This window comes from Streptococcus infantis (assembly GCF_047464415.1).
Classification (GTDB): domain Bacteria; phylum Bacillota; class Bacilli; order Lactobacillales; family Streptococcaceae; genus Streptococcus; species Streptococcus infantis_AE.
Genome location: NZ_JASHBX010000004.1, coordinates 1 through 24,523, shown reverse-complemented (window position 1 = coordinate 24,523; position 24,523 = coordinate 1). Strand labels below are relative to the sequence as shown.

General features: G+C 39.9%; 23 protein-coding genes. 22 read left to right on the top strand and 1 reads right to left on the bottom strand.

The window, feature by feature from the left end:
* The first annotated feature begins 302 nt into the window (after positions 1-302).
* From QM460_RS03200 to gap, 20 genes are all read left to right on the top strand, one after another.
* The gene (locus tag QM460_RS03200) at positions 303-569 is read left to right on the top strand and encodes an ACT domain-containing protein (protein ID WP_414289224.1); all 267 of its coding nucleotides are present in this window, start codon (positions 303-305) and stop codon (positions 567-569) included.
* Positions 570-578: 9 nt separating this feature from the next.
* On the top strand, positions 579-1,916 hold the full coding sequence (locus QM460_RS03195) for a PFL family protein (protein ID WP_045762468.1): 1,338 nt from the start codon (positions 579-581) through the stop codon (positions 1,914-1,916).
* Positions 1,917-2,245: 329 nt separating this feature from the next.
* Entirely contained in the window at positions 2,246-2,617 is a 372-nt protein-coding gene (rnpA, locus tag QM460_RS03190; protein ID WP_414289223.1) for a ribonuclease P protein component, read from the top strand.
* A complete protein-coding gene (locus QM460_RS03185) occupies positions 2,592-3,419 on the top strand; it encodes a YidC/Oxa1 family membrane protein insertase (RefSeq protein ID WP_000728106.1) in 828 nt (275 codons plus the stop codon). The genes rnpA and QM460_RS03185 overlap by 26 nt, the downstream gene beginning before the upstream one ends.
* Positions 3,420-3,433: 14 nt before the next feature.
* The gene (jag, locus tag QM460_RS03180) at positions 3,434-4,399 is read left to right on the top strand and encodes an RNA-binding cell elongation regulator Jag/EloR (protein WP_414289222.1); all 966 of its coding nucleotides are present in this window, start codon (positions 3,434-3,436) and stop codon (positions 4,397-4,399) included.
* Between the two features lie 55 nt (positions 4,400-4,454).
* The gene (locus tag QM460_RS03175; RefSeq protein WP_414289221.1) at positions 4,455-5,078 is read left to right on the top strand and encodes an HI_0552 family protein; all 624 of its coding nucleotides are present in this window, start codon (positions 4,455-4,457) and stop codon (positions 5,076-5,078) included.
* 130 nt (positions 5,079-5,208) lie between these two features.
* Entirely contained in the window at positions 5,209-6,666 is a 1,458-nt protein-coding gene (locus QM460_RS03170) for a PTS ascorbate transporter subunit IIC (RefSeq protein WP_060956301.1), read from the top strand.
* Between the two features lie 23 nt (positions 6,667-6,689).
* The gene (locus QM460_RS03165) at positions 6,690-6,971 is read left to right on the top strand and encodes a PTS sugar transporter subunit IIB (protein ID WP_000241466.1); all 282 of its coding nucleotides are present in this window, start codon (positions 6,690-6,692) and stop codon (positions 6,969-6,971) included.
* Positions 6,972-7,047: 76 nt separating this feature from the next.
* Positions 7,048-7,533, top strand: coding sequence for a PTS sugar transporter subunit IIA (locus QM460_RS03160; RefSeq protein WP_001049925.1), 486 nt, complete (start codon positions 7,048-7,050; stop codon positions 7,531-7,533).
* Positions 7,534-7,549: 16 nt separating this feature from the next.
* Positions 7,550-8,215 (top strand): 3-keto-L-gulonate-6-phosphate decarboxylase UlaD, encoded by a 666-nt coding sequence (locus QM460_RS03155; protein ID WP_414267815.1) that lies wholly within the window; start codon positions 7,550-7,552, stop codon positions 8,213-8,215.
* Between the two features lie 3 nt (positions 8,216-8,218).
* Positions 8,219-9,082, top strand: coding sequence for an L-ribulose-5-phosphate 3-epimerase (locus tag QM460_RS03150; RefSeq protein WP_414267816.1), 864 nt, complete (start codon positions 8,219-8,221; stop codon positions 9,080-9,082).
* Between the two features lies 1 nt (position 9,083).
* On the top strand, positions 9,084-9,791 hold the full coding sequence (locus tag QM460_RS03145; protein ID WP_075230987.1) for an L-ribulose-5-phosphate 4-epimerase: 708 nt from the start codon (positions 9,084-9,086) through the stop codon (positions 9,789-9,791).
* A 166-nt stretch (positions 9,792-9,957) separates the two neighbouring features.
* Positions 9,958-11,631, top strand: coding sequence for a BglG family transcription antiterminator (locus tag QM460_RS03140; RefSeq protein WP_414289220.1), 1,674 nt, complete (start codon positions 9,958-9,960; stop codon positions 11,629-11,631).
* 116 nt (positions 11,632-11,747) lie between these two features.
* Positions 11,748-12,839 carry an L-ascorbate 6-phosphate lactonase gene (gene ulaG / locus QM460_RS03135; RefSeq protein ID WP_223140422.1) on the top strand — a complete coding sequence of 364 codons (1,092 nt, stop codon included), beginning with the start codon at positions 11,748-11,750 and terminating at the stop codon, positions 12,837-12,839.
* A gap of 114 nt (positions 12,840-12,953) precedes the next feature.
* Entirely contained in the window at positions 12,954-14,930 is a 1,977-nt protein-coding gene (tkt, locus tag QM460_RS03130) for a transketolase (protein WP_414289219.1), read from the top strand.
* 116 nt (positions 14,931-15,046) lie between these two features.
* Positions 15,047-15,367, top strand: a complete 321-nt coding sequence (gene yajC / locus QM460_RS03125) for a preprotein translocase subunit YajC (RefSeq protein WP_000509386.1) — start codon at positions 15,047-15,049, stop codon at positions 15,365-15,367.
* A 48-nt stretch (positions 15,368-15,415) separates the two neighbouring features.
* A complete protein-coding gene (locus QM460_RS03120) occupies positions 15,416-15,871 on the top strand; it encodes a low molecular weight protein-tyrosine-phosphatase (protein WP_414289290.1) in 456 nt (151 codons plus the stop codon).
* Positions 15,846-16,259 carry a hypothetical protein gene (locus QM460_RS03115; protein ID WP_414289218.1) on the top strand — a complete coding sequence of 138 codons (414 nt, stop codon included), beginning with the start codon at positions 15,846-15,848 and terminating at the stop codon, positions 16,257-16,259. Before QM460_RS03120 ends, QM460_RS03115 begins: the two co-directional genes overlap by 26 nt.
* A 300-nt stretch (positions 16,260-16,559) precedes the next feature.
* Positions 16,560-19,211 (top strand): bifunctional acetaldehyde-CoA/alcohol dehydrogenase, encoded by a 2,652-nt coding sequence (adhE, locus tag QM460_RS03110; RefSeq protein WP_414289289.1) that lies wholly within the window; start codon positions 16,560-16,562, stop codon positions 19,209-19,211.
* Between the two features lie 267 nt (positions 19,212-19,478).
* A complete protein-coding gene (gene gap / locus QM460_RS03105) occupies positions 19,479-20,489 on the top strand; it encodes a type I glyceraldehyde-3-phosphate dehydrogenase (protein WP_045762475.1) in 1,011 nt (336 codons plus the stop codon).
* A 73-nt stretch (positions 20,490-20,562) separates the two neighbouring features.
* Here the strand turns inward: gap and QM460_RS03100 are convergent, their stop codons facing one another.
* Positions 20,563-21,438: an RluA family pseudouridine synthase gene (locus tag QM460_RS03100; protein WP_414289217.1), complete on the bottom strand. Its 876-nt coding sequence runs from the start codon at positions 21,436-21,438 to the stop codon at positions 20,563-20,565.
* An 88-nt stretch (positions 21,439-21,526) separates the two neighbouring features.
* On the opposite strand from QM460_RS03100, the gene pbp2a reads away from it, so the two are divergent.
* Both pbp2a and QM460_RS03090 read left to right on the top strand, forming a co-directional pair.
* Entirely contained in the window at positions 21,527-23,752 is a 2,226-nt protein-coding gene (gene pbp2a, locus QM460_RS03095; RefSeq protein WP_414289216.1) for a penicillin-binding protein PBP2A, read from the top strand.
* Between the two features lie 172 nt (positions 23,753-23,924).
* Positions 23,925-24,389: a sigma-70 family RNA polymerase sigma factor gene (locus tag QM460_RS03090; RefSeq protein ID WP_414289215.1), complete on the top strand. Its 465-nt coding sequence runs from the start codon at positions 23,925-23,927 to the stop codon at positions 24,387-24,389.
* The last annotated feature ends 134 nt before the right edge of the window (positions 24,390-24,523 follow it).

The window sequence follows — 24,523 nt, the reverse complement described above, 5'->3', positions numbered from 1 at the left end:
CAGGCGTTTTTGAGTATTTTAGTAAGAAATATGCTATACTATTGAAAAAGAAAATCAACAATGTTCATTTTCTCAAAAATATTCTATAAAGAGGTTATGTGCCAATAAATTATCAGTTTTAAGTTCTAAACTAGCGACTTGGTAAAAAATATTAGCCTGGTACAAGATCAACTAAGAGATTTTTTTAGGGTTTCAACTTAGATAATTATTCACTATTAAGTGATTTAGTTACTCTATCCTCCTTTTTCATTTTATTTTTGTCCAAAATGGATATCGTTCTGTGTTAGAAACGGAGTTTAATCATGAAAGCTATTATTACTGTTGTTGGTAAAGATAAATCTGGAATTGTTGCAGGTGTTGCGACAAAAATTGCTGAATTAGGCTTAAATATTGATGATATCTCACAAACAGTCTTGGACGAATTCTTTACAATGATGGCTGTGGTATCTAGTGATGAAAAACAAGATTTTACTAATCTTAGAAACGAATTTGAGGTTTTTGGTCAGACTTTGAATGTCAAAATCAATATTCAAAGTGCGGCTATTTTTGATGCTATGTACAATATCTAGGAGGCGATTATGGATATTAGACAAGTTACCGAAACAATCGCAATGATTGAGGAGCAAAACTTTGACATTAGAACCATTACCATGGGGATTTCCCTTTTGGACTGTATCGATCCAGATATCAATCGTGCTGCGGACAAAATATATGAAAAGATTACTACAAAAGCAGCTAATTTAGTGGCTGTTGGAGATGAAATTGCGGCTGAGTTGGGCATTCCCATCGTAAATAAACGTGTGTCTGTAACTCCAATTTCCTTGATTGGTGCTGCTACCGATGCGACGGATTATGTAGTCTTAGCTAAAGCACTGGATAAAGCTGCGAAAAAAATTGGTGTTGACTTCATTGGTGGTTTTTCAGCCTTGGTACAAAAGGGTTATCAAAAAGGTGATGAAATCCTCATCAACTCCATTCCTCGTGCTTTGGCAGAAACGGATAAGGTGTGTTCATCAGTAAATATTGGTTCTACCAAATCGGGCATCAATATGACTGCAGTAGCGGATATGGGGCGCATTATTAAGGAAACAGCTTCTTTATCTGATATGGGGGCGGCTAAATTGGTTGTATTTGCCAACGCGGTAGAGGACAATCCTTTTATGGCAGGCGCTTTTCATGGGGTTGGTGAAGCAGATGTCATTATCAATGTCGGTGTTTCTGGTCCAGGTGTTGTTAAACGTGCCTTAGAAAAGGTTCGTGGTCAGAGCTTTGATGTTGTTGCTGAAACTGTTAAAAAGACAGCCTTCAAGATTACCCGCATTGGTCAATTAGTCGGTCAAATGGCTAGTGAGCGACTTGGAGTTGATTTTGGAATTGTTGATCTGAGTTTGGCTCCAACTCCAGCAGTGGGTGATTCTGTAGCCCGTGTCCTTGAGGAAATGGGGTTAGAGACAGTTGGGACTCATGGAACGACTGCTGCCTTGGCTCTCTTGAACGACCAAGTTAAAAAAGGCGGAGTTATGGCTTGCAACCAAGTTGGTGGTTTGTCTGGTGCCTTTATCCCAGTTTCTGAGGACGAGGGGATGATTGCTGCTGTGCAAAATGGCTCCCTTAATTTGGAAAAACTAGAAGCTATGACAGCTATCTGTTCAGTTGGTTTGGATATGATTGCCATTCCTGAGGATACACCTGCAGAAACGATTGCGGCGATGATTGCGGATGAAGCTGCTATCGGAGTCATCAATATGAAAACAACTGCTGTACGTATTATTCCAAAAGGAAAAGAAGGCGATATGATTGAATTTGGTGGCCTTCTAGGAACGGCTCCAGTCATGAAAGTTAACGGTGCCTCGTCTGTCGACTTCATTGCACGTGGAGGGCAAATCCCGGCTCCAATCCATAGTTTTAAAAATTAAAAAGAAGTGGAATCTGTTTAAGTTGGGTTTAAGGAAAGACAGGTATACTATAATCATTAAATAAAGACCTCCTAACTTTATTTAATTAAAATCCTAACTTTTTCATAATAATCTCCTACAAAAGTCACTCCAAAGGGTGACTTTTGTTTTATCTCAAGAGAAAATAAAGAAAGTAGCATGTTCAAATTTGTAAATTTGTTCAAAAATAAGATGATTTAAAGGATAAAACCAGTTTTTTCATTCTGTAAAATGGGCTAAAACCTTGCTATGATTGGCTTTTTGAAAAATTATGGTATAATAGTAGTAGTTTTAATAGATGGAGTTGAATTTTGAAAAAACGCTTTCGTGTAAAAAAAGAGAAAGATTTTAGTGCAATATTTAAAAAAGGGGAGAGTTTTGCTAATCGTAAATTTGTTATTTATCGATTAGAAAATACTGAACAACATTTTCGAGTTGGCCTATCTGTCAGTAAAAAATTAGGAAACGCTGTCACGAGGAATCAGATTAAAAGAAGAATTCGACATATTCTGATTGAACATAAAAATCAGCTGGTTGAAAACGTAGATTTTGTTGTGATTGCTCGAAAAGGTGTTGAAATCTTGGACTACGCGGAAATGGAAAAAAATCTACTTCACGTATTAAAGTTATCAAAGATTTACCAGGAAGGAAATGGGAGTGAAAAAGAAATTACAGTTGACTAGCTTAATGGTGCTTGCTTTATTTGTAATGAGCGCCTGCACGGCTAGTGGTACGACGAGTGAGATTACAGCTGAATCAACAGGTTTTTGGAGTAAATTTGTTTATTTTTTTGCTGAAACCATTCGCTTTTTATCATTTGATACAAGTATTGGTCTGGGGATTATTTTATTTACCCTTCTAATCAGAACCATTCTTTTACCAGTCTTTCAGATACAAATGGTGGCATCTAGAAAGATGCAAGAAGTACAACCACTGGTTAAGGAGTTGCGAGAACGTTATCCGGGACGGGATATGGAGAGCCGTACCAAGTTGGACCAAGAAATGCGTCAGTTGTTCAAGCAACATGGTGTCAAACAGTCAGCTTCTCTTTGGCCAATCTTAATCCAAATGCCAGTCTTGTTGGCCTTGTTCCAAGCTTTGAGTAGGGTAGAATTTCTAAAAACGGGTCATTTCTTATGGATTAACCTTGGTGGTGTTGATACGACTTTTGTTTTGCCTATTCTGGCAGCTATCTTTACTTTCCTTAGCACCTGGTTATCCAATAAGGCCATGGTTGAGAAAAATGGCGCCATGACAGGGATGATGTATGCAATGCCAGTCATGATTTTCTTCTTTGCCATGTATTCACCAAGTGGGGTTGCCTTATACTGGGCGGTATCCAATGCTTATCAGGTGCTCCAAACCTATCTGCTCAACAATCCATTCAAGATTATTGCAGAGCGTGAGGCGGGAGTACAGGCTAAGAAGGATTTAGAAATCAAGAAGAGAAAAGCTCTCAAGAAAGCACAGAAAAAGAAAAAGTAAGGAGGAATCTTGTAATGGTATTATTTACAGGTTCAACTGTTGAGGAAGCAATCCAAACGGGATTGAAGGAATTGGGGATTCCTAGAATGAAGGCGCATATCAAGGTTGTCTCAAGGGAGAAAAAAGGTTTCTTTGGCCTTTTTGGGAAGAAACCAGCGCAAGTTGATATCGAAGCAATTAGTGAGACAACTGTTGTGAAGGCAAATCAGCAAGCAGTTAAGGGAGTTCCAAAGGAAGTTAATGCTAAGAACGAACCCGTTAAGACTGTTAGTGAAGCAACCGTAGACTTAGGCCATGTTGTTGAAGCAATCAAGAAAATCGAGGAAGAAGGACAAGAGATCTCTGAAGAGGTTAAGGCCGAAATTCTAAAAAATGAGAAAGAGGCTAGTACAATTTTAGAGGAGACTGGTCATATTGCCATTCTAAAAGATTTACTGCCAGAAGAATCTGAAGAGCAGGAAGAACAGGAAGAAGTCGAGCAGAATGATGATTTAGAAAATCTAGGTTTGAAGATTGAACCGACCTATGATATTGACCAGGTGGTTGAAGAAGTGACCAACTATGTTCAAGGTATTATTGATGATATGGATGTTGAGGGAGCAATTTCAAGTACCTCAAATCGCCGTTCTATCAATATGCAAATTGATACTAATGAACCGGGCCGTATTATCGGTTACCATGGTAAGGTTTTGAAATCTCTCCAGCTTTTAGCACAAAATTATCTTTATAACCGATATTCAAGAACCTTCTATATTACCATCAATGTTAATGATTATGTAGAGCACCGTGCAGAAGTCTTGCAGAGCTATGCACAGAAGTTAGCTACACGTGTCCTAGAAGAGGGGCGTAGTCAGGTGACTGATCCAATGTCTAGCAGCGAACGTAAAATTATCCATCGTATTATTTCACGTATGGAGGGTGTCACTAGTTATTCAGAAGGTGATGAACCAAATCGTTACGTTGTGGTTGATACAGAATAATCAAAGCAAAATCAGGGGCATCCTGATTTTTTGCTAGCTAAGGGAGGTTGATCCTATGTTGAATACAATGAGAGAATATCTAGCTTACTCTGGTTTACAGTATCAAAAACCCGAGAGGGCAGGTCAAGAAGCTGAAAAAATGCTTTATTTGAGGAGTAAGGGGCAGGAGGCTAGAAAAGTCTTTACACACTTAGCCAAGGCTTTTCAAGAAAGACATCCAGAATGGGATCTCCAAGGGACGAGTCAGTGGATGAATCAAGCCCAACGTTTGCGACCGCATTTCTGGGCCTATCTACAGCGTGAGGGGGAAGTGTCAGAACCTATGTTGGCCCTTCGTTTGTATGGAAGCCCTTCTGATTTTGGAGTTTCACTAGAAGTGAGTTTTATAGAACGTAAGAAGGATGATAAAACTTTAGACAAACAAGCCAAGGTTTTAGAAGTTCCAGTGGCAGAAGGGATTTACTATCTAGTCTACTCAAATGGAGAAAGTCACAAGATGGAGGCTACTGAGGAAAATCGTCAAATTTTAAGAGAAAAACTATCCCATCAGGAAGTCCGCAAAGTTTTAGTTAAATCGGATGTTCCAGTGGTCGAAAATTCATCTGAAGAAGAAATCCTAGAAGTCCTACTGGAATCTTATGAAACAATTCTTCCTTTTTATCTAGCTACGAGAAAATAAGATAAGCCGTAAAATATCATAAATCATACAGTCCAAGAGTGAACAGTTCGCTGTGTAATTCTTGGTCTTTTTGTTTCCGTTTTCACATTATATAATAAACTTACAAAAACAATTCAAAAGGAGAACAATTATGGAAGTCATTTCAAGTGTTCTAAATTGGTTTTCTAGCAATATTTTGCAGAATCCCGCATTTTTCGTAGGTTTATTGGTGTTGATAGGATATGCACTTTTGAAAAAACCTGCTCATGACGTTTTCTCAGGTTTCGTTAAAGCAACAGTAGGCTATATGTTGCTCAACGTGGGTGCTGGTGGTTTGGTTACAACCTTCCGTCCAATCTTGGCAGCCCTTAACTACAAATTCCAAATTGGTGCAGCGGTTATCGACCCTTACTTTGGCCTTGCTGCAGCAAACAACAAAATTGCAGCTGAGTTTCCAGATTTCGTCGGAACTGCAACTACAGCTCTATTGATCGGTTTTGGAGTAAATATCTTGCTTGTAGCTCTACGCAAGATTACGAAAGTAAGAACCCTCTTTATTACTGGTCACATCATGGTACAACAAGCTGCGACTGTATCTCTTATGGTTCTATTCTTAGTCCCACAATTGCGAAATGCTTATGGTACAGCAGCAATCGGTATCATCTGTGGCCTTTACTGGGCAGTTAGTTCAAATATGACTGTTGAGGCAACTCAACGTCTGACTGGTGGTGGCGGATTTGCGATTGGTCACCAACAACAATTTGCAATCTGGTTTGTAGATAAAGTGGCAGGACGCTTTGGCAAGAAAGAAGAAAGTCTAGACAATCTTAAATTGCCTAAGTTCCTCTCAATCTTCCACGATACAGTTGTTGCCTCTGCTACTTTGATGCTCGTATTCTTTGGAGCCATTCTGTTAATCTTGGGTCCAGATATTATGTCTAATAAAGAAGTCATCACTTCAGGAACTCTATTCAATCCTGCAAAACAAGATTTCTTTATGTACATTATCCAAACAGCCTTCACCTTCTCAGTTTACTTGTTCGTTTTGATGCAAGGTGTCCGCATGTTCGTATCTGAGTTGACAAATGCCTTCCAAGGTATTTCAAACAAATTGTTGCCTGGTTCATTCCCAGCAGTCGACGTTGCAGCTTCTTATGGATTTGGTTCTCCAAACGCGGTCTTGTCTGGATTTGCCTTTGGTTTGATTGGTCAATTGATTACAATTGTCTTGCTCATCGTCTTTAAAAACCCTGTCCTTATTATTACAGGATTTGTACCAGTATTCTTTGATAATGCAGCCATCGCGGTCTATGCTGATAAGCGTGGCGGATGGAAAGCAGCCGTTATCCTATCCTTCATTTCAGGTGTCCTCCAAGTTGCTCTAGGAGCTCTCTGTGTAGCCCTTCTCGACTTAGCATCTTACGGTGGTTACCATGGAAATATCGACTTTGAATTCCCATGGCTTGGATTTGGCTATATCTTCAAATACCTCGGTATTGTTGGTTATGTACTTGTATGTCTCTTCTTGCTCGTTATTCCTCAACTTCAATTTGCCAAAGCAAAAGATAAAGAAAAATACTACAACGGTGAAGTTCAAGAAGAAGCTTAGTATCTAGAAAAGGAGAAAATAAAATGGTTAAAGTATTAGCAGCGTGCGGAAATGGAATGGGTTCATCTATGGTTATCAAGATGAAGGTTGAAAATGCCCTCCGTAAGCTTAATCAAACAGACTTTACAGTCAATTCATGCAGTGTCGGTGAAGCTAAAGGTTTAGCAGCAGGCTATGACATCGTAATCGCTTCTCTTCATTTGATCCAAGAATTGGAAGGTCGTACTAATGGGAAGTTAATTGGGCTTGACAACTTGATGGATGATAAAGAAATCACTGAAAAACTCAGTCAAGCACTACAGTAAAAGGTTGGAGGGGGCTGGACAGAAACTGAGAGTTATCGGTTCTGTCCTTCTCCCTCTTTAAATAAAGGAGGCAGATATGAATTTAAAACAAGCTTTAATTGACAATGACTCAATCCGACTAGGCTTAGAGGCTAAAGATTGGAAGGAAGCAGTCAAGGTAGCAGTAGATCCCTTGATTGAAAGTGGAGCAATTTTGCCAGAGTATTACGATGCTATCATCGAATCGACTGAAGAGTATGGCCCTTACTATATCTTAATGCCAGGTATGGCTATGCCCCACGCTAGACCTGAAGCTGGAGTGCAAAGAGATGCCTTTTCATTGATCACCTTACAAAATCCTGTTGTATTTTCAGATGGGAAAGAGGTCTCTGTTTTGCTTGCATTAGCAGCAACAAGCTCAAAAATTCACACAAGTGTAGCTATTCCACAAATCATTGCCTTGTTTGAATTAGAAGATTCTATTGCACGTTTACAGGCTTGTCAGACTAAAGAAGATGTCTTGGCGATGATTGAAGAATCTAAGGATAGCCCTTATCTTGAAGGATTGGATTTGGAAAGTTAGAAAGAGGAATAAAGAAATGACAAAAAGAATACCTAATTTACAAGTTGCATTAGACCATTCAGACTTGCAAGGAGCGATTAAAGCAGCTGTTTCTGTTGGTCACGAAGTAGATATTATCGAAGCTGGAACTGTTTGCTTGCTTCAAGTTGGAAGTGAACTGGTTGAAGTCTTGCGTAGCCTTTTCCCAGATAAGATTATTGTGGCAGACACAAAATGTGCCGATGCTGGTGGAACAGTTGCCAAAAACAATGCCGTTCGTGGTGCCGATTGGATGACTTGTATCTGTTGTGCAACCATCCCTACTATGGAAGCAGCTCTAAAGGCTATCAAGGCTGAACGTGGAGAGCGAGGCGAAATCCAGATTGAACTTTATGGCGATTGGACTTTTGAACAAGCTCAGCTTTGGCTAGATGCTGGAATCTCGCAAGCTATCTATCACCAATCTCGTGATGCCCTTCTTGCTGGTGAAACTTGGGGTGAAAAAGACCTTAATAAGGTTAAAAAACTCATTGACATGGGCTTCCGTGTTTCTGTAACAGGTGGTCTAGATGTAGATACTCTCAAACTCTTTGAAGGCGTTGATGTCTTTACCTTTATTGCAGGTCGTGGAATTACAGAGGCTGCCGATCCAGCAGGAGCAGCGCGTGCCTTCAAGGATGAAATAAAACGAATTTGGGGGTAAACCATGGCACGTCCAATTGGAATTTATGAAAAGGCAACCCCGACCCACTTTACTTGGCTAGAACGTTTAAATTTTGCCAAGGAGTTAGGTTTTGATTTTGTCGAGATGTCTATTGATGAACGTGACGAACGTTTAGCCAGACTTGACTGGAGTAAGGACGAGCGCTTGGATATTGTCAAAGCGATCTATGAGACTGGAGTTCGTATTCCTTCTATCTGTTTTTCAGGTCATCGTCGTTATCCATTGGGATCAAATGATCCAGTTCTAGAGGAAAAATCTCTGGAACTCATGAAAAAATGTATCGAATTAGCTCAAGATTTGGGAGTTCGTACGATTCAATTAGCTGGTTACGACGTTTACTATGAGGAAAAGTCACCCCAGACACGCCAACGTTTTATCAAAAATTTGAGAAAAGCTTGTGACTGGGCTGAAGAAGCTCAGGTGGTACTTGCTATTGAAATTATGGATGATCCTTTCGTCAATAGCATCGAAAAATACTTGGCTATAGAGAAAGAAATTGACTCTCCATACCTCTTTGTCTATCCAGATATTGGGAATGTGTCTGCATGGCATAATGATGTTTACAGTGAATTTTATCTCGGCCATCATGCCATCGCAGCTCTCCATCTCAAGGATACTTATGCAGTGACAGAAAGTTCAAAGGGCCAGTTCCGAGATGTACCTTTTGGGCAAGGTTGTGTCAAATGGGAAGAAGCTTTCGATATTTTAAAGCAAACCAATTATAATGGTCCTTTCCTAATCGAAATGTGGTCTGAAAATTGTGAAACTGTAGAAGAGACACGCGCAGCCATTCAAGAGGCCCAAGCCTTTCTCTACCCACTTATTAAGAAAGCAGGTCTGATGTAAGATGAATCAAGTAATTAATGATATGCGTAAACGAGTCTGTGATGCCAATCAATCATTGCCAAAACATGGACTTGTTAAATTTACCTGGGGCAATGTATCGGAAGTCAATCGCGAACTCGGTGTCATTGTTATCAAACCATCAGGTGTAGATTATGACGAATTGACACCTGAAAATATGGTGGTAACTGACCTGGATGGCAAGGTTCTAGAAGGAGATTTAAGACCATCTTCTGATCTTCCAACTCATGTGCAGTTATATAAGGCTTGGCCAGAGATTGCTAGTGTGGTCCATACCCATTCGACTGAAGCTGTTGGTTGGGCTCAGGCAGGTCGTGATATTCCTTTCTATGGAACAACCCATGCGGATTATTTCTACGGTTCAATCCCTTGCGCTCGTAGTTTGACCAAGGATGAAGTAGAAGTAGCCTATGAAAAAGACACTGGTCTAGTTATCGTAGAAGAGTTTGAACGTCGTGGTCTCAACCCTGTTGAAGTACCAGGGATTGTCGTACGTAATCACGGTCCATTCACTTGGGGCAAAAACCCAGAGAATGCTGTCTATCACTCTGTTGTATTAGAGGAAGTATCTAAGATGAATCGCTTTACAGAGCAAATCAATCCAAGAGTTGAACCTGCCCCTCAGTACATCCTAGAAAAACACTACCAACGTAAACATGGACCAAATGCTTATTACGGTCAAAAGAAATAAGAAATTGAATTGAAAAGAGGCTAGGAGCTTTCGATCCAAGCCTCGCTTTTGTAGTTGTCAGTATCCACTGTTCGGAGTTTACAGCATATAATTGCAAAGTCTGTACGAATGTGATACCATTATAAAGTTGTTTTGGAAGCGATTGACAAATAGAGGAGTATGAATTATGGTTTTAGATAAGGCGAGCTGTGACTTGCTTCAATATTTGATGGATCAAGAAACGTCCAAAACGATTATGACGATTTCAAAAGATCTAGCTCAATCTCGAAGAAAAATCTACTATCACATTGATAAAATCAATGATGCTTTGGACGATGAGAATTTGCATATCATCAGTCTGCCTCGGATTGGTATTTACTTGACAGATGAACAAAGAGAAGCTTGTCGTCAATTATTAGACGAGGTTGATTCTTATGATTACATCATGAGTGCCAACGAGCGGATGCAGCTGATGCTCCTTCTGATTGGTATTTCTAAAGAGAGAATCACTCTTGAAAAACTCATGGAATTAACAGAAGTATCTCGAAATACGGTCCTAAATGATTTAAATACTATTCGTTACCAGCTGACACTAGAGCAGTATCAAGTAACGCTTCAAGTTAGTAAATCTCGCGGTTACTATCTAAATGCACATCCTCTTAATAAAATCCAGTATCTTCAATCCCTTCTCTATCATATCTTTATGGAGGAAAATCCAGCCTTTGTTGCTATTTTAGAGGAAAAAATCAAAGAACGATTAGACGGTGAGATGCTTCTTTCCGATGAGGTCAATCAATTTCTCAAAAAACAGGTTCCATTGGTTGAGCAGGATTTGGGGAAAAAAATAAACCATCACGAAGTCACTTTTATGTTACAGGTCCTCCCCTATCTGCTACTTGGATGTGATACTGTTACTCGTAATCAGGACAAACACCAAGAAATTGAGCAAGAGTTTTCATTGATTCGAAAGAGAATTGAATATCAGGTATCCAAAAAACTAGGAGAGCGCTTGTTTGAAACATTTGGAATCTCATTTTCAGAATTAGATAGATCTCTGTTAGCCATTCTTTTGTTATCCTATCGAAAAGATCGAGACATCCATGCAGAAAGTAAAGATTTTCAGCATTTGAGAATGGCTTTAGAAGAGTTTATTTGGTATTTTGAATCCCAAACCAGAATGGAGATTGAACAGAAAGAAGACTTATTGAGGAATCTTGTGATTCATTGTAAGGCGCTATTATTCAGAAAGAACTATGGTATTTTCTCAAAAAATCCTTTGACACGTCAGATTCGTTCTAAGTATAGTGAACTTTTCGTAATTACAAAAAAATGTGCAGAAGTGTTAGAAGAAGCTTGGCAGATTCGATTGACGGATGATGAGATTGCCTATTTGACCATTCATGTTGGAGGTTTTTTAAAGTATACTCCATCGATTCAAAACAATACCAAGAAGATTTATATTGTGTGTGATGAAGGAGTGGGCGTCTCTAAACTTTTACTCAAACAGTGTCGATTCTATCTTCCAAATGAACAGATAGGGGCAGTCTTTACAACTGAGCAGTTCAAAAGTGTAGAGGATATTACTCAGGTTGATTTACTAATCACAACCAACGATGAACTTGAGAGTCATTTCCCAGTTTTAAAGGTAAATCCTATACTTGAGGCAGAAGATATTTTACGCATAACAGACTTTATGAAGAACAAGGTCCTTCGAAAAGATGGTCGCACTTTTAAGGATAATCTCTCAACCATTATTGGCACCTATATACCGGATAAACATGCAGCGGCAAAATTACAAGAAGAAATTCAACTTTTAATCAACCAAGAATTAGTCATCCAAGCTTTTTTAGATGAATCATAAACATCACAGTCCAATGATGAACACAAACCTGTGTTTTTCTTGGTCTTTTTTAATATATCGGTCGGTGTTATACTAAGTATGAAATAAATACTTGAACAAAATATGGAGGATTTCAAATGCCAAACGTAAAAGAAATTACAAGAGAATCATGGATTTTAGCTACTTTCCCAGAGTGGGGAACATGGTTGAATGAAGAAATCGAAGAAGAAGTCGTGCCTGAAGGTAACTTCGCCATGTGGTGGCTAGGCAACTGTGGTACTTGGATTAAAACACCAGGCGGTGCTAACGTTGTCATGGACCTTTGGTCAAACCGTGGAAAATCAACCAAAAAAGTGAAAGATATGGTTCGTGGGCACCAAATGGCAAATATGGCAGGTGTTCGTAAGTTGCAACCAAACTTGCGTGTTCAGCCAATGGTTATTGATCCATTTGCTATCAACGAACTCGACTACTACTTGGTTTCACACTTCCACAGTGACCATATCGACCCATACACAGCTGCAGCGATTCTCAACAATCCTAAGTTAGATCATGTTAAGTTTATCGGTCCTTACCATTGTGGACAAATCTGGGAAGGCTGGGGTGTTCCAAAAGAACGAATCATCGTTGTGAAGCCAGGTGATACTATCGAACTAAAAGACATGAAGATTCATGCAGTAGAATCATTTGACCGTACTTGCTTGGTAACTCTACCAGTAAATGGAGCTGACGAAACAGGTGGTGAACTTGCTGGGTTGGCTGTTACAGATGAAGAAATGGCTCAAAAGGCTGTTAACTATGTCTTTGAAACACCAGGTGGAACCATCTATCATGGTGCGGATTCTCACTTCTCTAACTACTTTGCGAAACATGGTAAAGACTTCAAAATTGATGTTGCTTTGAATAACTATGGTGAAAACCCAGTAGGTATCCAAGATAAAATGACATCTATCGACCTTCTTCGCATGGCAGAAAATCTACGTGCAAAAGTCATTATTCCAGTTCACTATGATATCTGGTCTAACTTCATGGCTTCTACCAATGAAATCCTAGAACTTTGGAAAATGAGAAAAGATCGCTTGCAATACGATTTTCATCCATTTATCTGGGAAGTTGGTGGTAAATACACTTATCCTCAAGACCAACACTTAATAGAATACCATCACCCACGTGGTTTTGATGACTGCTTCGAACAAGACTCAAATATCCAATTCAAAGCCTTGCTTTAATATAAAAATTTTTTCTGGAGGTTATCCGTATGTTGCACGATACGGATAATTTTCATATAATAGTACAAATAGAATATGTGATAGACCTATCACCTCAAAGAGAAAGGAAATTCTATGTCAAATCTATCTGTTAATGCGATTCGTTTTCTAGGTATTGACGCTATCAATAAAGCGAACTCAGGTCACCCAGGGGTGGTTATGGGAGCTGCACCGATGGCATACAGCCTATTCACTAAAGAACTTCGTATCAATCCAGCTCAACCAAACTGGATTAACCGCGACCGTTTCATTCTTTCAGCTGGTCACGGATCAATGCTTCTTTATGCCCTTCTTCACCTTTCTGGTTTTGAAGATGTGAGCATGGATGAGGTAAAGAACTTCCGTCAATGGGGCTCTAAAACTCCAGGTCACCCAGAATTTGGTCATACAGCAGGGGTTGATGCAACAACAGGCCCTCTAGGACAAGGGATTGCGACTGCGACAGGTTTTGCACAAGCAGAACGTTTCCTTGCAGCTAAGTACAACCGTGAAGGTTATAACATCTTTGACCACTACACTTACGTTATCTGTGGAGATGGTGACTTGATGGAAGGTGTCTCAAGTGAAGCTGCTTCTTATGCAGGCTTGCAAAAGCTTGACAAGTTGGTTGTTCTTTATGATTCAAATGATATCAACTTGGATGGTGAGACAAAAGATTCATTCACAGAAAGTGTTCGCGATCGTTACAATGCCTACGGTTGGCATACAGCCTTGGTAGAAGATGGAACAGACTTAGAAGCTATTCATGCTGCTATTGAAGAAGCTAAGGCTTCAGGCAAACCATCTTTGATCGAAGTGAAAACTGTTATTGGATATGGTTCTCCAAACAAACAAGGGACTAATGCCGTACACGGTGCTCCTCTTGGTGCAGACGAAACTGCAGCAACTCGCCAAGCCCTTGGTTGGGGCTACGAACCATTTGAAATCCCGGCAGAAGTTTATGCTGATTTCAAAGAAAATGTTGCAGACCGTGGTGCATCAGCATACGAAGCATGGACAAAACTAGTCGCAGATTACAAAGAAGCTCACCCAGAACTTGCTGCAGAAGTGGAAGCAATCATCGAAGGGCGCGATCCAGTTGAATTGACTCCAGAAGACTTCCCAGCTTTAGAAAATGGCTTCTCTCAAGCAACTCGTAACTCAAGCCAGGATGCTTTGAATGTAGTAGCTGCTAAATTGCCAACCTTCCTCGGTGGATCAGCTGACCTTGCTCATTCAAATATGACTTACATCAAAACTGATGGACTTCAAGATGATGCAAATCGCTTAAATCGTAACATCCAGTTTGGTGTTCGTGAATTTGCAATGGGTACTGTCTTGAACGGAATGGCTCTTCACGGTGGACTTCGAGTTTATGGTGGAACATTCTTCGTATTCTCAGATTATTTGAAAGCGGCTGTACGCTTGTCAGCTCTACAAGGTCTTCCTGTAACTTATGTCTTCACCCACGATTCAATCGCAGTTGGAGAAGATGGTCCAACTCATGAACCAATTGAGCACTTGGCAGGTCTTCGTGCGATTCCAAACCTCAATGTTTTCCGTCCAGCAGATGCGCGTGAAACTCAAGCAGCTTGGTATCAAGCAGTGAAGGGCGAGAAAACACCAACTGCCCTTGTCTTGACTCGTCAAAACTTGACTGTTGAGGAAGGAACAGACTTTGATAAGGTTGCGAAAGGTGCTTATGTTGTCTATGAAAATGCAACTGACTTTGACACTATCTTGATTGCAACAGGTTCAGAGGTTAATCTGGCTGTTGCAGCTGCTAAAGAATTGGCAAGTCAAGGTGGCAAAGTTCGCGTAGTCAGCATGCCATCTACAGATGTCTTCGATGCACAAGATGCAGCCTACAAAGAAGAAATCTTACCAAATGCAGTTCGTCGCCGTGTAGCAGTCGAAATGGGAGCAACTCAAAACTGGTATAAATACGTTGGTCTTGATGGAGCAGTTCTTGGTATTGATACCTTTGGAGCATCTGCCCCAGCACCAAAAGTTTTAGCAGAATATGGATTTACAGTTGAAAACTTAGTAGAACTTGTAAACAGCTTGAAATAAGAAAAATCAGGGCATTTGCTCTGGTTTTTTATTGACCTAAAATCAAGGTGCAATCTTGTAAAAACAAGTGAAATTTGATATAGTAGTTTTATCTGAATTACAAAGGAGAAAAAATAATGGGTGGGAATTTAACATTCTTGATTATGCTTGTTTTGATGTTTGGCTTGATGTTCTTCATGCAACGTTCTCAAAAAAAACAAGCTGAAAAACGTATGGAGAGCCTCAACAAACTTCAAAAAGGCTACGAAGTAATCACTATCGGTGGTCTCTACGGTACAGTCGACGAAGTTGATACTGAAAACAAAACGATTGTACTTGATGTAGACGGAGTATACTTGACTTTCGAATTAGGTGCAATTAGAACAGTTTTGCCAGTCAAAGAAGCTGTCACACCTGAAGGTGCAGTTATCGAAGAAGGCAGTGCTATTGAAGAATAAAACGGGGTGGAATGCATTCCCGTTTTTCTATAAATGAGAGGAACAATGATGAAAAAAGTTGTCTTTGTCTGTCTTGGCAATATTTGTCGTAGTCCTATGGCGGAATTTGTAATGAAATCCCTGACCGATAAATATGAGATTCAAAGTCGTGCGACTTCTTCCTGGGAACACGGTAATCCAATCCACAAAGGGACGCAAGGCATCTTTCGAAGTCATGGCGTTCCCTATGATATTTCAAAAACTTCCCAACAAATTTCTAAAAAAGATTTTGAGTATTTTGACTATATCATTGGGATGGATGAGTCTAATCTCGCTGATTTGCGTCAGATGTGTCCACAGGATCAACAATACAAGATACAGCCTTTTGCATCTGAAAGCGTTCCAGATCCCTGGTATACAGGTGATTTTGAAGAAACTTATGACCGAGTTTTAACTGGTTGCCAGGCTTGGTTAAGTCGCTTAGAAAATGAGAGTGAACATGGAAAATTTAAAAAAACTCTATGAAAAATATAGTGTCTATTTAACACGTCCCCGTTTAGAAATTGCGACAGTGATCGTCATTGTTGTCTGTGCAGGTCTCGTATTTCTGACCAATCTTCCAAAACAGGGCGTTCTTAAGCTTGATAACGATGCTATTATTTATGACGGGAGCCTAGTTCATGGTAAGATGAATGGTCAGGGCACTGTTACCTTCTCAAACGGTGATACCTATACTGGAGAATTTAGCAATGGTGCCTTCAATGGTAAAGGTACCTACCAAGCTAAAGCAGGTTGGGTATATGAGGGAGACTTTGTAAATGGCCAAGCTGAAGGAAAAGGAAAACTGACTACCGAACAAGAAGTAGTCTATGAAGGGGACTTCAAACAAGGTTTATTTCAACAAGTACAATAACCTCCTCCTAGAAGGAGGTATTCTTCCAGAACGATAGAAAGCGCTTACATGGAAATAAAAACTGCTTACAAGACTCTTTTACAACTAAGTTTGTGAAAAATAAAACTTTTACGGAATAATTCACAAACTTTAAGCGGAAAAGTGCATGTGTGAATATATTTGAAATTGTTTTCACAAGCAAATAAAAAAAGTTTGTGAAATGTCTATGAAACTGTTTACAAACGTTTAAAAAAGAGTTATAATAAACTTGTGAAAAAATTAACAAAGGACTTACAATCCTTGAAAGCTATGGAGGAAAATATGGCTGATAAAAAAACTGTAACACCAGAAGAAAAGAAACTCGCTGCTGAAAAGCATGTCGATGGTTTGGTGCAAAAAGCTTTAGTTGCCCTTGAAGAAATGCGTAAACTCGACCAAGATCAAGTCGATTATATCGTAGCAAAAGCTTCAGTTGCAGCACTTGATGCTCACGGAGAATTGGCTTTACATGCCTTTGAAGAAACAGGACGTGGAGTATTTGAAGATAAAGCAACTAAAAACCTATTTGCTTGTGAGCACGTAGTAAACAACATGCGCCACACTAAAACAGTTGGTGTTATCGAAGAAGATGATGTAACAGGATTGACTCTTATCGCTGAACCAGTTGGTGTTGTTTGTGGTATCACTCCAACAACAAACCCTACTTCAACAGCAATCTTTAAAGCGTTGATTTCATTGAAGACTCGTAATCCTATTGTCTTTGCATTCCACCCATCAGCTCAAGAATCATCAGCTCACGCAGCTCAAATCGTTCGTGATGCAGCGATTAAAGCAGGTGCTCCTGAAAACTGTGTACAGTGGATTACTGAACCATCTATGGAAGCAACTAGCGCATTGATGAACCACGAAGGTGTTGCAACAATCCTTGCAACAGGTGGTAATGCCATGGTTAAAGCGGCATACTCATGTGGTAAACCAGCTCTTGGGGTGGGTGCCGGAAACGTACCAGCATATGTTGAAAAATCAGCTAACATCCGCCAAGCTGCTCACGATATTGTAATGTCTAAATCATTTGATAACGGTATGGTCTGTGCATCTGAACAAGCGGTTATCATTGATAAAGAAATTTACGATGAATTTGTAGCAGAGTTCAAATCTTACCACACTTACTTTGTAAACAAAAAAGAAAAAGCTCTTCTTGAAGAGTTCTGCTTCGGCGTAAAAGCAAATAGCAAAAACTGTGCTGGTGCAAAATTGAACGCTGACATCGTTGGTAAACCAGCAACTTGGATTGCAGAACAAGCAGGATTTACTGTTCCAGAAGGAACAAACATTCTTGCTGCAGAATGTAAAGAAGTTGGTGAAAACGAGCCATTAACTCGTGAAAAATTGTCACCAGTTATCGCAGTTTTGAAAGCTGAAAGCCGTGAAGATGGTATTGCTAAAGCTCGTCAAATGGTTGAATTTAACGGTCTTGGGCACTCAGCAGCCATCCATACTGCCGATGAAGAATTGACTAAAGAATTTGGTAAAGCTGTTAAAGCTATTCGTGTTATCTGTAACTCACCTTCTACTTTCGGTGGTATCGGGGACGTTTACAATGCCTTCTTGCCATCATTGACACTCGGATGTGGTTCTTACGGACGTAACTCAGTTGGGGATAACGTTAGCGCCATTAACCTCTTGAACATCAAAAAAGTCGGAAGACGGAGAAATAACATGCAATGGATGAAACTTCCTTCAAAAACATACTTTGAACGTGATTCAATTCAATACCTTCAAAAATGTCGTGACGTTGAGCGTGTCATGATCGTTACTGACCACGCTATGGTAGAGCTTGGTTTCCTTGATCGTATCATCGAACAACTTGACCTTCGTCGCAATAAGGTTGTTTACCAAATCTTTGCAGATGTAGAACCAGATCCAGATATCACTACAGTTGAACGTGGTACTGAGATTATGCGCTCTTTCAAACCAGATACAATCATCGCTCTTGGTGGTGGATCACCAATGGATGCTGCTAAAGTAATGTGGCTCTTCTACGAACAACCAGAAGTGGACTTCCGTGACCTTGTACAAAAATTCATGGATATCCGTAAACGTGCCTTCAAATTCCCATTGCTTGGTAAGAAAACTAAATTCATCGCTATCCCAACTACATCTGGTACAGGATCTGAAGTAACTCCATTTGCCGTTATCTCTGATAAAGCAAACAACCGTAAATACCCAATCGCTGACTACTCATTGACACCAACTGTGGCAATCGTAGACCCTGCTTTGGTATTGACAGTTCCTGGATTTGTTGCTGCAGATACTGGTATGGACGTATTGACTCACGCAACTGAAGCTTACGTATCACAAATGGCTAGCGACTATACTGATGGACTTGCTCTTCAAGCAATCAAACTTGTATTCGAAAACCTTGAAAGCTCAGTTAAGAATGCAGACTTCCACTCACGTGAGAAAATGCATAACGCTTCAACAATCGCTGGTATGGCCTTTGCCAATGCCTTCCTAGGTATTTCTCACTCAATGGCTCACAAGATTGGTGCGCAATTCCACACAGTTCACGGACGTACAAATGCGATCTTGCTTCCATACGTTATCCGTTACAACGGTACTCGCCCAGCTAAGGCAGCTACATGGCCTAAGTACAACTACTACCGTGCAGATGAGAAATATCAAGATATCGCTCGTATGCTTGGACTTCCAGCTTCTACACCAGAAGAAGGGGTGGAATCTTACGCAAAAGCTGTCTACGAACTTGGTGAGCGCGTAGGTATCCAAATGAACTTCAAAGCACAAGGTATTGACGAAAAAGAATGGAAAGAACATTCACGTGAATTGGCCTTCCTTGCTTATGAAGATCAATGTTCACCTGCAAACCCACGTCTTCCAATGGTTGACCATATGCAAGAAATCATCGAAGATGCTTACTATGGTTACAAAGAAAGACCAGGACGCCGTAAATAATTGATTATCAGCCAAAACCGAGGGTAAACCTCGGTTTTTTATGCTTAGAGAATATATTTTTATTAAGAAATGCATAGAATTGGAGTAGGCTGCGAGGCTAAGTAAAGAAATGAAAATATTACCAAAGCTTATCAGAAAAACAAGGCCAGCGCTTGCAATTAAACTCAAATAGTTATATAATAGGTATGTTGAAAGGTGATTTGTAGTGATTCAAGTTACTCTTTTCACAATAAAATTTTCATGATTTTCATAAGGAGGAAATCACTAATGGTAGTTAAAGTTGGTATTAACGGTTTCGGACGTATCGGTCGTCTTGCTTTCCGCCGTATCCAAAACGTAGAAGGTGTTGAAGTTACTCGCATCAACGACCTTACAGATCCAGTTATGCTTGCACACTTGTTGAAATATGACACAACTCAAGGTCGTTTCGACGGAACTGTGGAAGTTAAAGAAGGTGGATTTGAAGTTAACGGTAAATTCGTTAAAGTTTCTGCTGAACGTGATCCAGAACAAATTGACTGGGCTAACGACGGTGTAGAAATCGTTCTTGAAGCAACTGGTTTCTTTGCTACTAAAGCAGCTGCTGAAAAACACTTGCACCCAGGTGGAGCTAAAAAAGTTGTTATCACTGCTCCTGGTGGATCAGATGTTAAAACAGTTGTATTTAACACTAACCACGACGTTCTTGACGGTACTGAAACAGTTATCTCAGGTGCTTCATGTACTACAAACTGCTTGGCTCCAATGGCTAAAGCTCTTCAAGATAACTTCGGTGTTGTTGAAGGATTGATGACTACTATCCACGCTTACACTGGTGACCAAATGATTCTTGACGGACCACACCGTAAAGGTGACCTCCGTCGTGCTCGCGCTGGTGCTGCTAACATCGTACCTAACTCAACTGGTGCTGCTAAAGCTATCGGTCTTGTAATCCCAGAATTGAACGGTAAACTTGACGGAGCTGCACAACGCGTTCCTACACCAACTGGTTCAGTAACTGAATTGGTAGTTGTTCTTGAAAAGAACGTTACTGTTGATGAAGTGAATGCAGCTATGAAAGCAGTAGCCAATGAATCATACGGTTACACTGAAGATCCAATCGTATCTTCAGATGTTGTAGGTATGTCTTACGGATCATTGTTTGACGCAACTCAAACTAAAGTTCTTGACGTTGACGGTAAACAATTGGTTAAAGTTGTTTCATGGTACGACAACGAAATGTCATACACTGCACAACTTGTACGTACTCTTGAATACTTCGCTAAAATCGCTAAATAATTCTTGAGTTGATAAAAGCAAGGCCAACTGGTCTTGCTTTTTTTGTATCTATAAGAAAAAATGGATGATAGTGTCATCCATTTTGGTTTAATTCTCTTTCAAATGTGTCTGATAGCGCAGTAAAGCTTAATTTGTTTAAGGTCAGAGGGTGGACAAAGGATAGTTTAAATGCATGTAACATTAGTCTGCTAGCTTTGGAATGTGGATTGTAGAGAGGATCTCCAAGGATTGGATGTCCGTGGTGAGATAGATGAACTCGAATCTGATGAGTACGTCCTGTTTTTAATCGACAGCGAAGAAGACTAGTTTTGTTTTGAAATTGCTTCAATCGAGTTACATGAGTTTCAGCATATTGACCATTTTTGAAATCCACCACCCGTTTTCTACGATCGTGACGATCGCGACCGATTTTGTCTCGAAAGACAAGCTCTTTAGTTCCTATTTTTCCCTCAACCAGAGCCCAGTATTCGCGGGAGATTTCTTTTTTCTCCAATAATCGATTGAGGATGGGCAGTATAAATGGATTTTTAGCAAATAGTACGAGTCCGCTTGTTTCTTTGTCTAGTCTATGAACGACATAGCAAGTCTGGCCTACATAGGCGGTGACATGGTTGAGAAGAGCAATCTCATCTGGTTGATTACCGTGAGTTTTCATACCTTCAGGTTTGTTAACGATAATCAAATGTTGGTCTTGGTAGACTTCTTGGACAAGATTAGGATTCCCCCAAACAATTTCTTTTGTAGGATAATCTTCCTCATCGAAAATCAGTTGACATTCATCTCCGGCTTTGACAGTTTGATGCCAATGGACTTCTCCTTGATTGATGAGAATGTGCTTTTTAATTCTCAAGAAATGCCGTATTTTTCTCGGAATGAGTAGTTGCTCCTCCAAGAAGATTTTGACAGTCATTTCAGGAAGAGAGTCAGGGATAACAAAGGTAAATTTCATACAGATATTGTAACAAAAAATAGATTATTTGGATAGAGAAACTAGCTAAATTCTTGTCTTCCTATGGGGAAGATGATAAAATAAACGCATGAAATTAGATACATTATTTGAAAAATTTCTTTCTTTATTTAAGAAAGATGAAGCTGAAATGGAAGAAATAGAAATCGACGAAGCTAATAATGAAGAAAATAACTCGACTAATTTAAGACGGTCAAGAGGTGGGCGAAAGAAATCTGGGCAAGTCGGCCCCATTCGAAAATTTTGGCGTCGCTATCATCTGACAAAAATCTTTCTAATTCTCGGACTAAGTGCAAGCTTGTTTGTTGGGGTCTATCTATTTGCCTTGGCTAAATCGACAAATGTTACAGACTTGCAGAATGCTTTGAAAACACGAACGGTGATTTTTGACAGAGAAGAGAATGAGGCTGGTGCCTTGTCAGGCCAAAAAGGGACCTATGTTGAACTTTCGGAAATTAGTGAAGATTTGCAGAATGCTGTTATTGCGACAGAAGATAGAAGCTTCTATAAAAATAGCGGAATTAACTATAGTCGCTTTTTCCTAGCTATCCTAACAGCTGGTCGCTCGGGTGGTGGTTCTACAATTACCCAACAGTTAGCGAAAAATGCTTATCTTTCACAAGACCAAACTGTTCAGAGAAAGGCTAAAGAATTCTTCCTTGCTTTAGAATTAACCAAAAAATACAGTAAAAAAGAAATTCTAACCATGTATTTGAACAATGCCTACTTCGGTAATGGAGTTTGGGGTGTTGAGGATGCTAGTAAGAAGTACTTTGGAGTTTCGGCATCAGAATTAACTCTTGATGAAGCCGCCACTTTAGCAGGTATGCTTAAAGGCCCAGAATTATACAATCCTCTGAATTCTATTGAGCATTCAACTAATCGAAGAGATACTGTCTTACAAAATATGGTGGCTGCCGGCTACCTTGATAAAAATAAGGAAGCAGAAGCAGCAAGTGTTGATATGGCTTCTCAATTGAAAGATAGTTATGAAGGGAAAATATCAGACTACCGTTATCCTTCTTATTTTGATGCAGTTGTTAATGAAGCTATTGAAAAGTATAATCTAACAGAGGAAGAAATCGTTAATAACGGTTATCGAATTTATACGGAGCTAGATCAAAATTACCAAGCAAATATGCAGGTTATCTATCAAAATACTTCGCTCTTTCCGACAGCTGAAGATGGGACACATGCAGAGTCTGGTAGTGTCGCTTTGGAGCCAAAAACGGGTGGAGTTCGAGGAGTTGTTGGTCGAGTGGCAGGGGATGATAAGACAGGTTTCAGGAATTTTAACTATGCAACCCAATCCAAAAGAAGTCCAGGGTCTACTATTAAACCTTTGATAGTGTATACACCAGCGGTTGAAGCGGGTTGGTCTCTTAATAAGGAGTTGGATAATCATACCATGCAATATGGTGATTATAAAGTAGACAACTACGCAGGAATCAAGACATCACGAGAAGTACCCATGTATCAAGCTTTGGCTAAATCTCTAAATTTACCTGCAGTAGCTACTGTTAAAGAACTTGGAATTGATAAAGCCTTTGAAGCGGGTGAAAAGTTTGGTCTCGACATGAGCGATGTAGATCGTGTGCTTGGAGTAGCTTTAGGTGGTGGCGTAGAAACGAACCCTCTTCAAATGGCCCAAGCCTACGCAGTGTTTGCAAATGAAGGACTCATGCCGGATGCTCACTTTATCACCCGTATTGAAAATGCTAGTGGTCAAGTGATTGCTACTCATAAAAATACTCAAAAACGAGTGGTTGACAAATCGGTAGCTGATAAAATGACCAGTATGATGTTAGGTACTTTTACAAATGGTACAGGGGTCAGTTCATCTCCAGATAATTATGTCATGGCAGGAAAAACAGGAACAACAGAGGCAGCCTTTAACCCAGAATATACCAGTGATCAATGGGTGATTGGCTATACCCCTGATTTAGTGATTAGTCACTGGCTTGGTTTCCCTACTACTGATGAAAATCATTATCTAGCAGGTTCGACTTCGAATGGTGCTGCTCACATTTTTAGAAGTATGGCGGAAACAATCCTACCATATACACCAGGTAGCACCTTTACAGTTGAAAATGCTTATAAAATGAATGGTATTGCACCAGAAAATACACCTAAACAAACTACAAGTGATACTAGTGCACAGTCTGATGATATACTATCAGACATTCGTGGACGGGCGCAAAATCTGGTCGATGAAGCAGGAAAAGCTATTTCAGATGCTAAGATTAAAGAAAAAGCTCAGACAGTTTGGGATACCATTGTAGATCTGTTTCGCTAATACGTTTATAAGCTAAAAGACAAGGATTCCAATCTTTGTCTTTTTTTAATCTCACATGTCAGTATTCATGCTTCCTGATACACCTTGGACTTGAAAAAACACAAGATAGGAACGATGGCCCCTCTTTCCCCCTTTCTCTGCTATACTACAAGCAGAGAAAGGGGGAAAGCAAATGCTTGAGAAATATTATGCAAAGGTAAAAGGAATTGTTCATAAATGTAGAAAAGACTACTATCTCCACCTGTGGGAGAAAGAGGATTGGGACCAAGAAGGACTGATCTGTCTCCATGAACTTATAGAAAAGCATCCAGAACTGGTGGAAGAAGAAAAGAAACTCTACGTCTACTTCAAAACAAAATTTCGCAATCGAATCCTTGATAGTGTCAGAAAACAAGAGAGTCAAAAGCGTCGTCTAGACCGGATGGCCTATGAAGAAGTAGGAGAAATTAGCCATCGACTACCAGAAGGAGGATTGTGGTTGGATGATTACTACGCCTTTCATGAATTGCTGGATACTTATAGAAGAAAATTACCAGAAGATAAGCAAGAAGCTTATGAACGCCTCTGGGCAGACGAACGATTTAAAGGCCGCAAAGCCCTTCTCAGAGAGCTGAAGGGAACATTACAAGACTTCTAAAAAAAAATTAAAAAAAGGTGTTGACAAAGTAAGAAAAGTCGGTATAATAGTAAGAGTTGAAAATAACAACTCCGGTCCGTTGGTCAAGGGGTTAAGACACCGCCTTTTCACGGCGGTAACACGGGTTCGAATCC

What these genes read in the sequence shown, in the direction of transcription:
- QM460_RS03120 (WP_414289290.1), top strand. Translation starts at nt 15,416, where the DNA reads ATGAAAAAAGTTGTCTTTGTCTGTCTTGGCAATATTTGTCGTAGTCCT.
- QM460_RS03150 (WP_414267816.1), top strand. Translation starts at nt 8,219, where the DNA reads ATGGCACGTCCAATTGGAATTTATGAAAAGGCAACCCCGACCCACTTT.
- QM460_RS03170 (WP_060956301.1), top strand. Translation starts at nt 5,209, where the DNA reads ATGGAAGTCATTTCAAGTGTTCTAAATTGGTTTTCTAGCAATATTTTG.
- QM460_RS03100 (WP_414289217.1), bottom strand. Translation starts at nt 21,438, where the DNA reads ATGAAATTTACCTTTGTTATCCCTGACTCTCTTCCTGAAATGACTGTC.
- QM460_RS03165 (WP_000241466.1), top strand. Translation starts at nt 6,690, where the DNA reads ATGGTTAAAGTATTAGCAGCGTGCGGAAATGGAATGGGTTCATCTATG.
- QM460_RS03115 (WP_414289218.1), top strand. Translation starts at nt 15,846, where the DNA reads ATGGAAAATTTAAAAAAACTCTATGAAAAATATAGTGTCTATTTAACA.
- gap (WP_045762475.1), top strand. Translation starts at nt 19,479, where the DNA reads ATGGTAGTTAAAGTTGGTATTAACGGTTTCGGACGTATCGGTCGTCTT.
- QM460_RS03145 (WP_075230987.1), top strand. Translation starts at nt 9,084, where the DNA reads ATGAATCAAGTAATTAATGATATGCGTAAACGAGTCTGTGATGCCAAT.
- QM460_RS03090 (WP_414289215.1), top strand. Translation starts at nt 23,925, where the DNA reads ATGCTTGAGAAATATTATGCAAAGGTAAAAGGAATTGTTCATAAATGT.
- QM460_RS03200 (WP_414289224.1), top strand. Translation starts at nt 303, where the DNA reads ATGAAAGCTATTATTACTGTTGTTGGTAAAGATAAATCTGGAATTGTT.
- tkt (WP_414289219.1), top strand. Translation starts at nt 12,954, where the DNA reads ATGTCAAATCTATCTGTTAATGCGATTCGTTTTCTAGGTATTGACGCT.
- adhE (WP_414289289.1), top strand. Translation starts at nt 16,560, where the DNA reads ATGGCTGATAAAAAAACTGTAACACCAGAAGAAAAGAAACTCGCTGCT.
- yajC (WP_000509386.1), top strand. Translation starts at nt 15,047, where the DNA reads ATGGGTGGGAATTTAACATTCTTGATTATGCTTGTTTTGATGTTTGGC.
- QM460_RS03155 (WP_414267815.1), top strand. Translation starts at nt 7,550, where the DNA reads ATGACAAAAAGAATACCTAATTTACAAGTTGCATTAGACCATTCAGAC.
- ulaG (WP_223140422.1), top strand. Translation starts at nt 11,748, where the DNA reads ATGCCAAACGTAAAAGAAATTACAAGAGAATCATGGATTTTAGCTACT.
- jag (WP_414289222.1), top strand. Translation starts at nt 3,434, where the DNA reads ATGGTATTATTTACAGGTTCAACTGTTGAGGAAGCAATCCAAACGGGA.
- QM460_RS03195 (WP_045762468.1), top strand. Translation starts at nt 579, where the DNA reads ATGGATATTAGACAAGTTACCGAAACAATCGCAATGATTGAGGAGCAA.
- QM460_RS03160 (WP_001049925.1), top strand. Translation starts at nt 7,048, where the DNA reads ATGAATTTAAAACAAGCTTTAATTGACAATGACTCAATCCGACTAGGC.
- QM460_RS03175 (WP_414289221.1), top strand. Translation starts at nt 4,455, where the DNA reads ATGTTGAATACAATGAGAGAATATCTAGCTTACTCTGGTTTACAGTAT.
- QM460_RS03140 (WP_414289220.1), top strand. Translation starts at nt 9,958, where the DNA reads ATGGTTTTAGATAAGGCGAGCTGTGACTTGCTTCAATATTTGATGGAT.
- pbp2a (WP_414289216.1), top strand. Translation starts at nt 21,527, where the DNA reads ATGAAATTAGATACATTATTTGAAAAATTTCTTTCTTTATTTAAGAAA.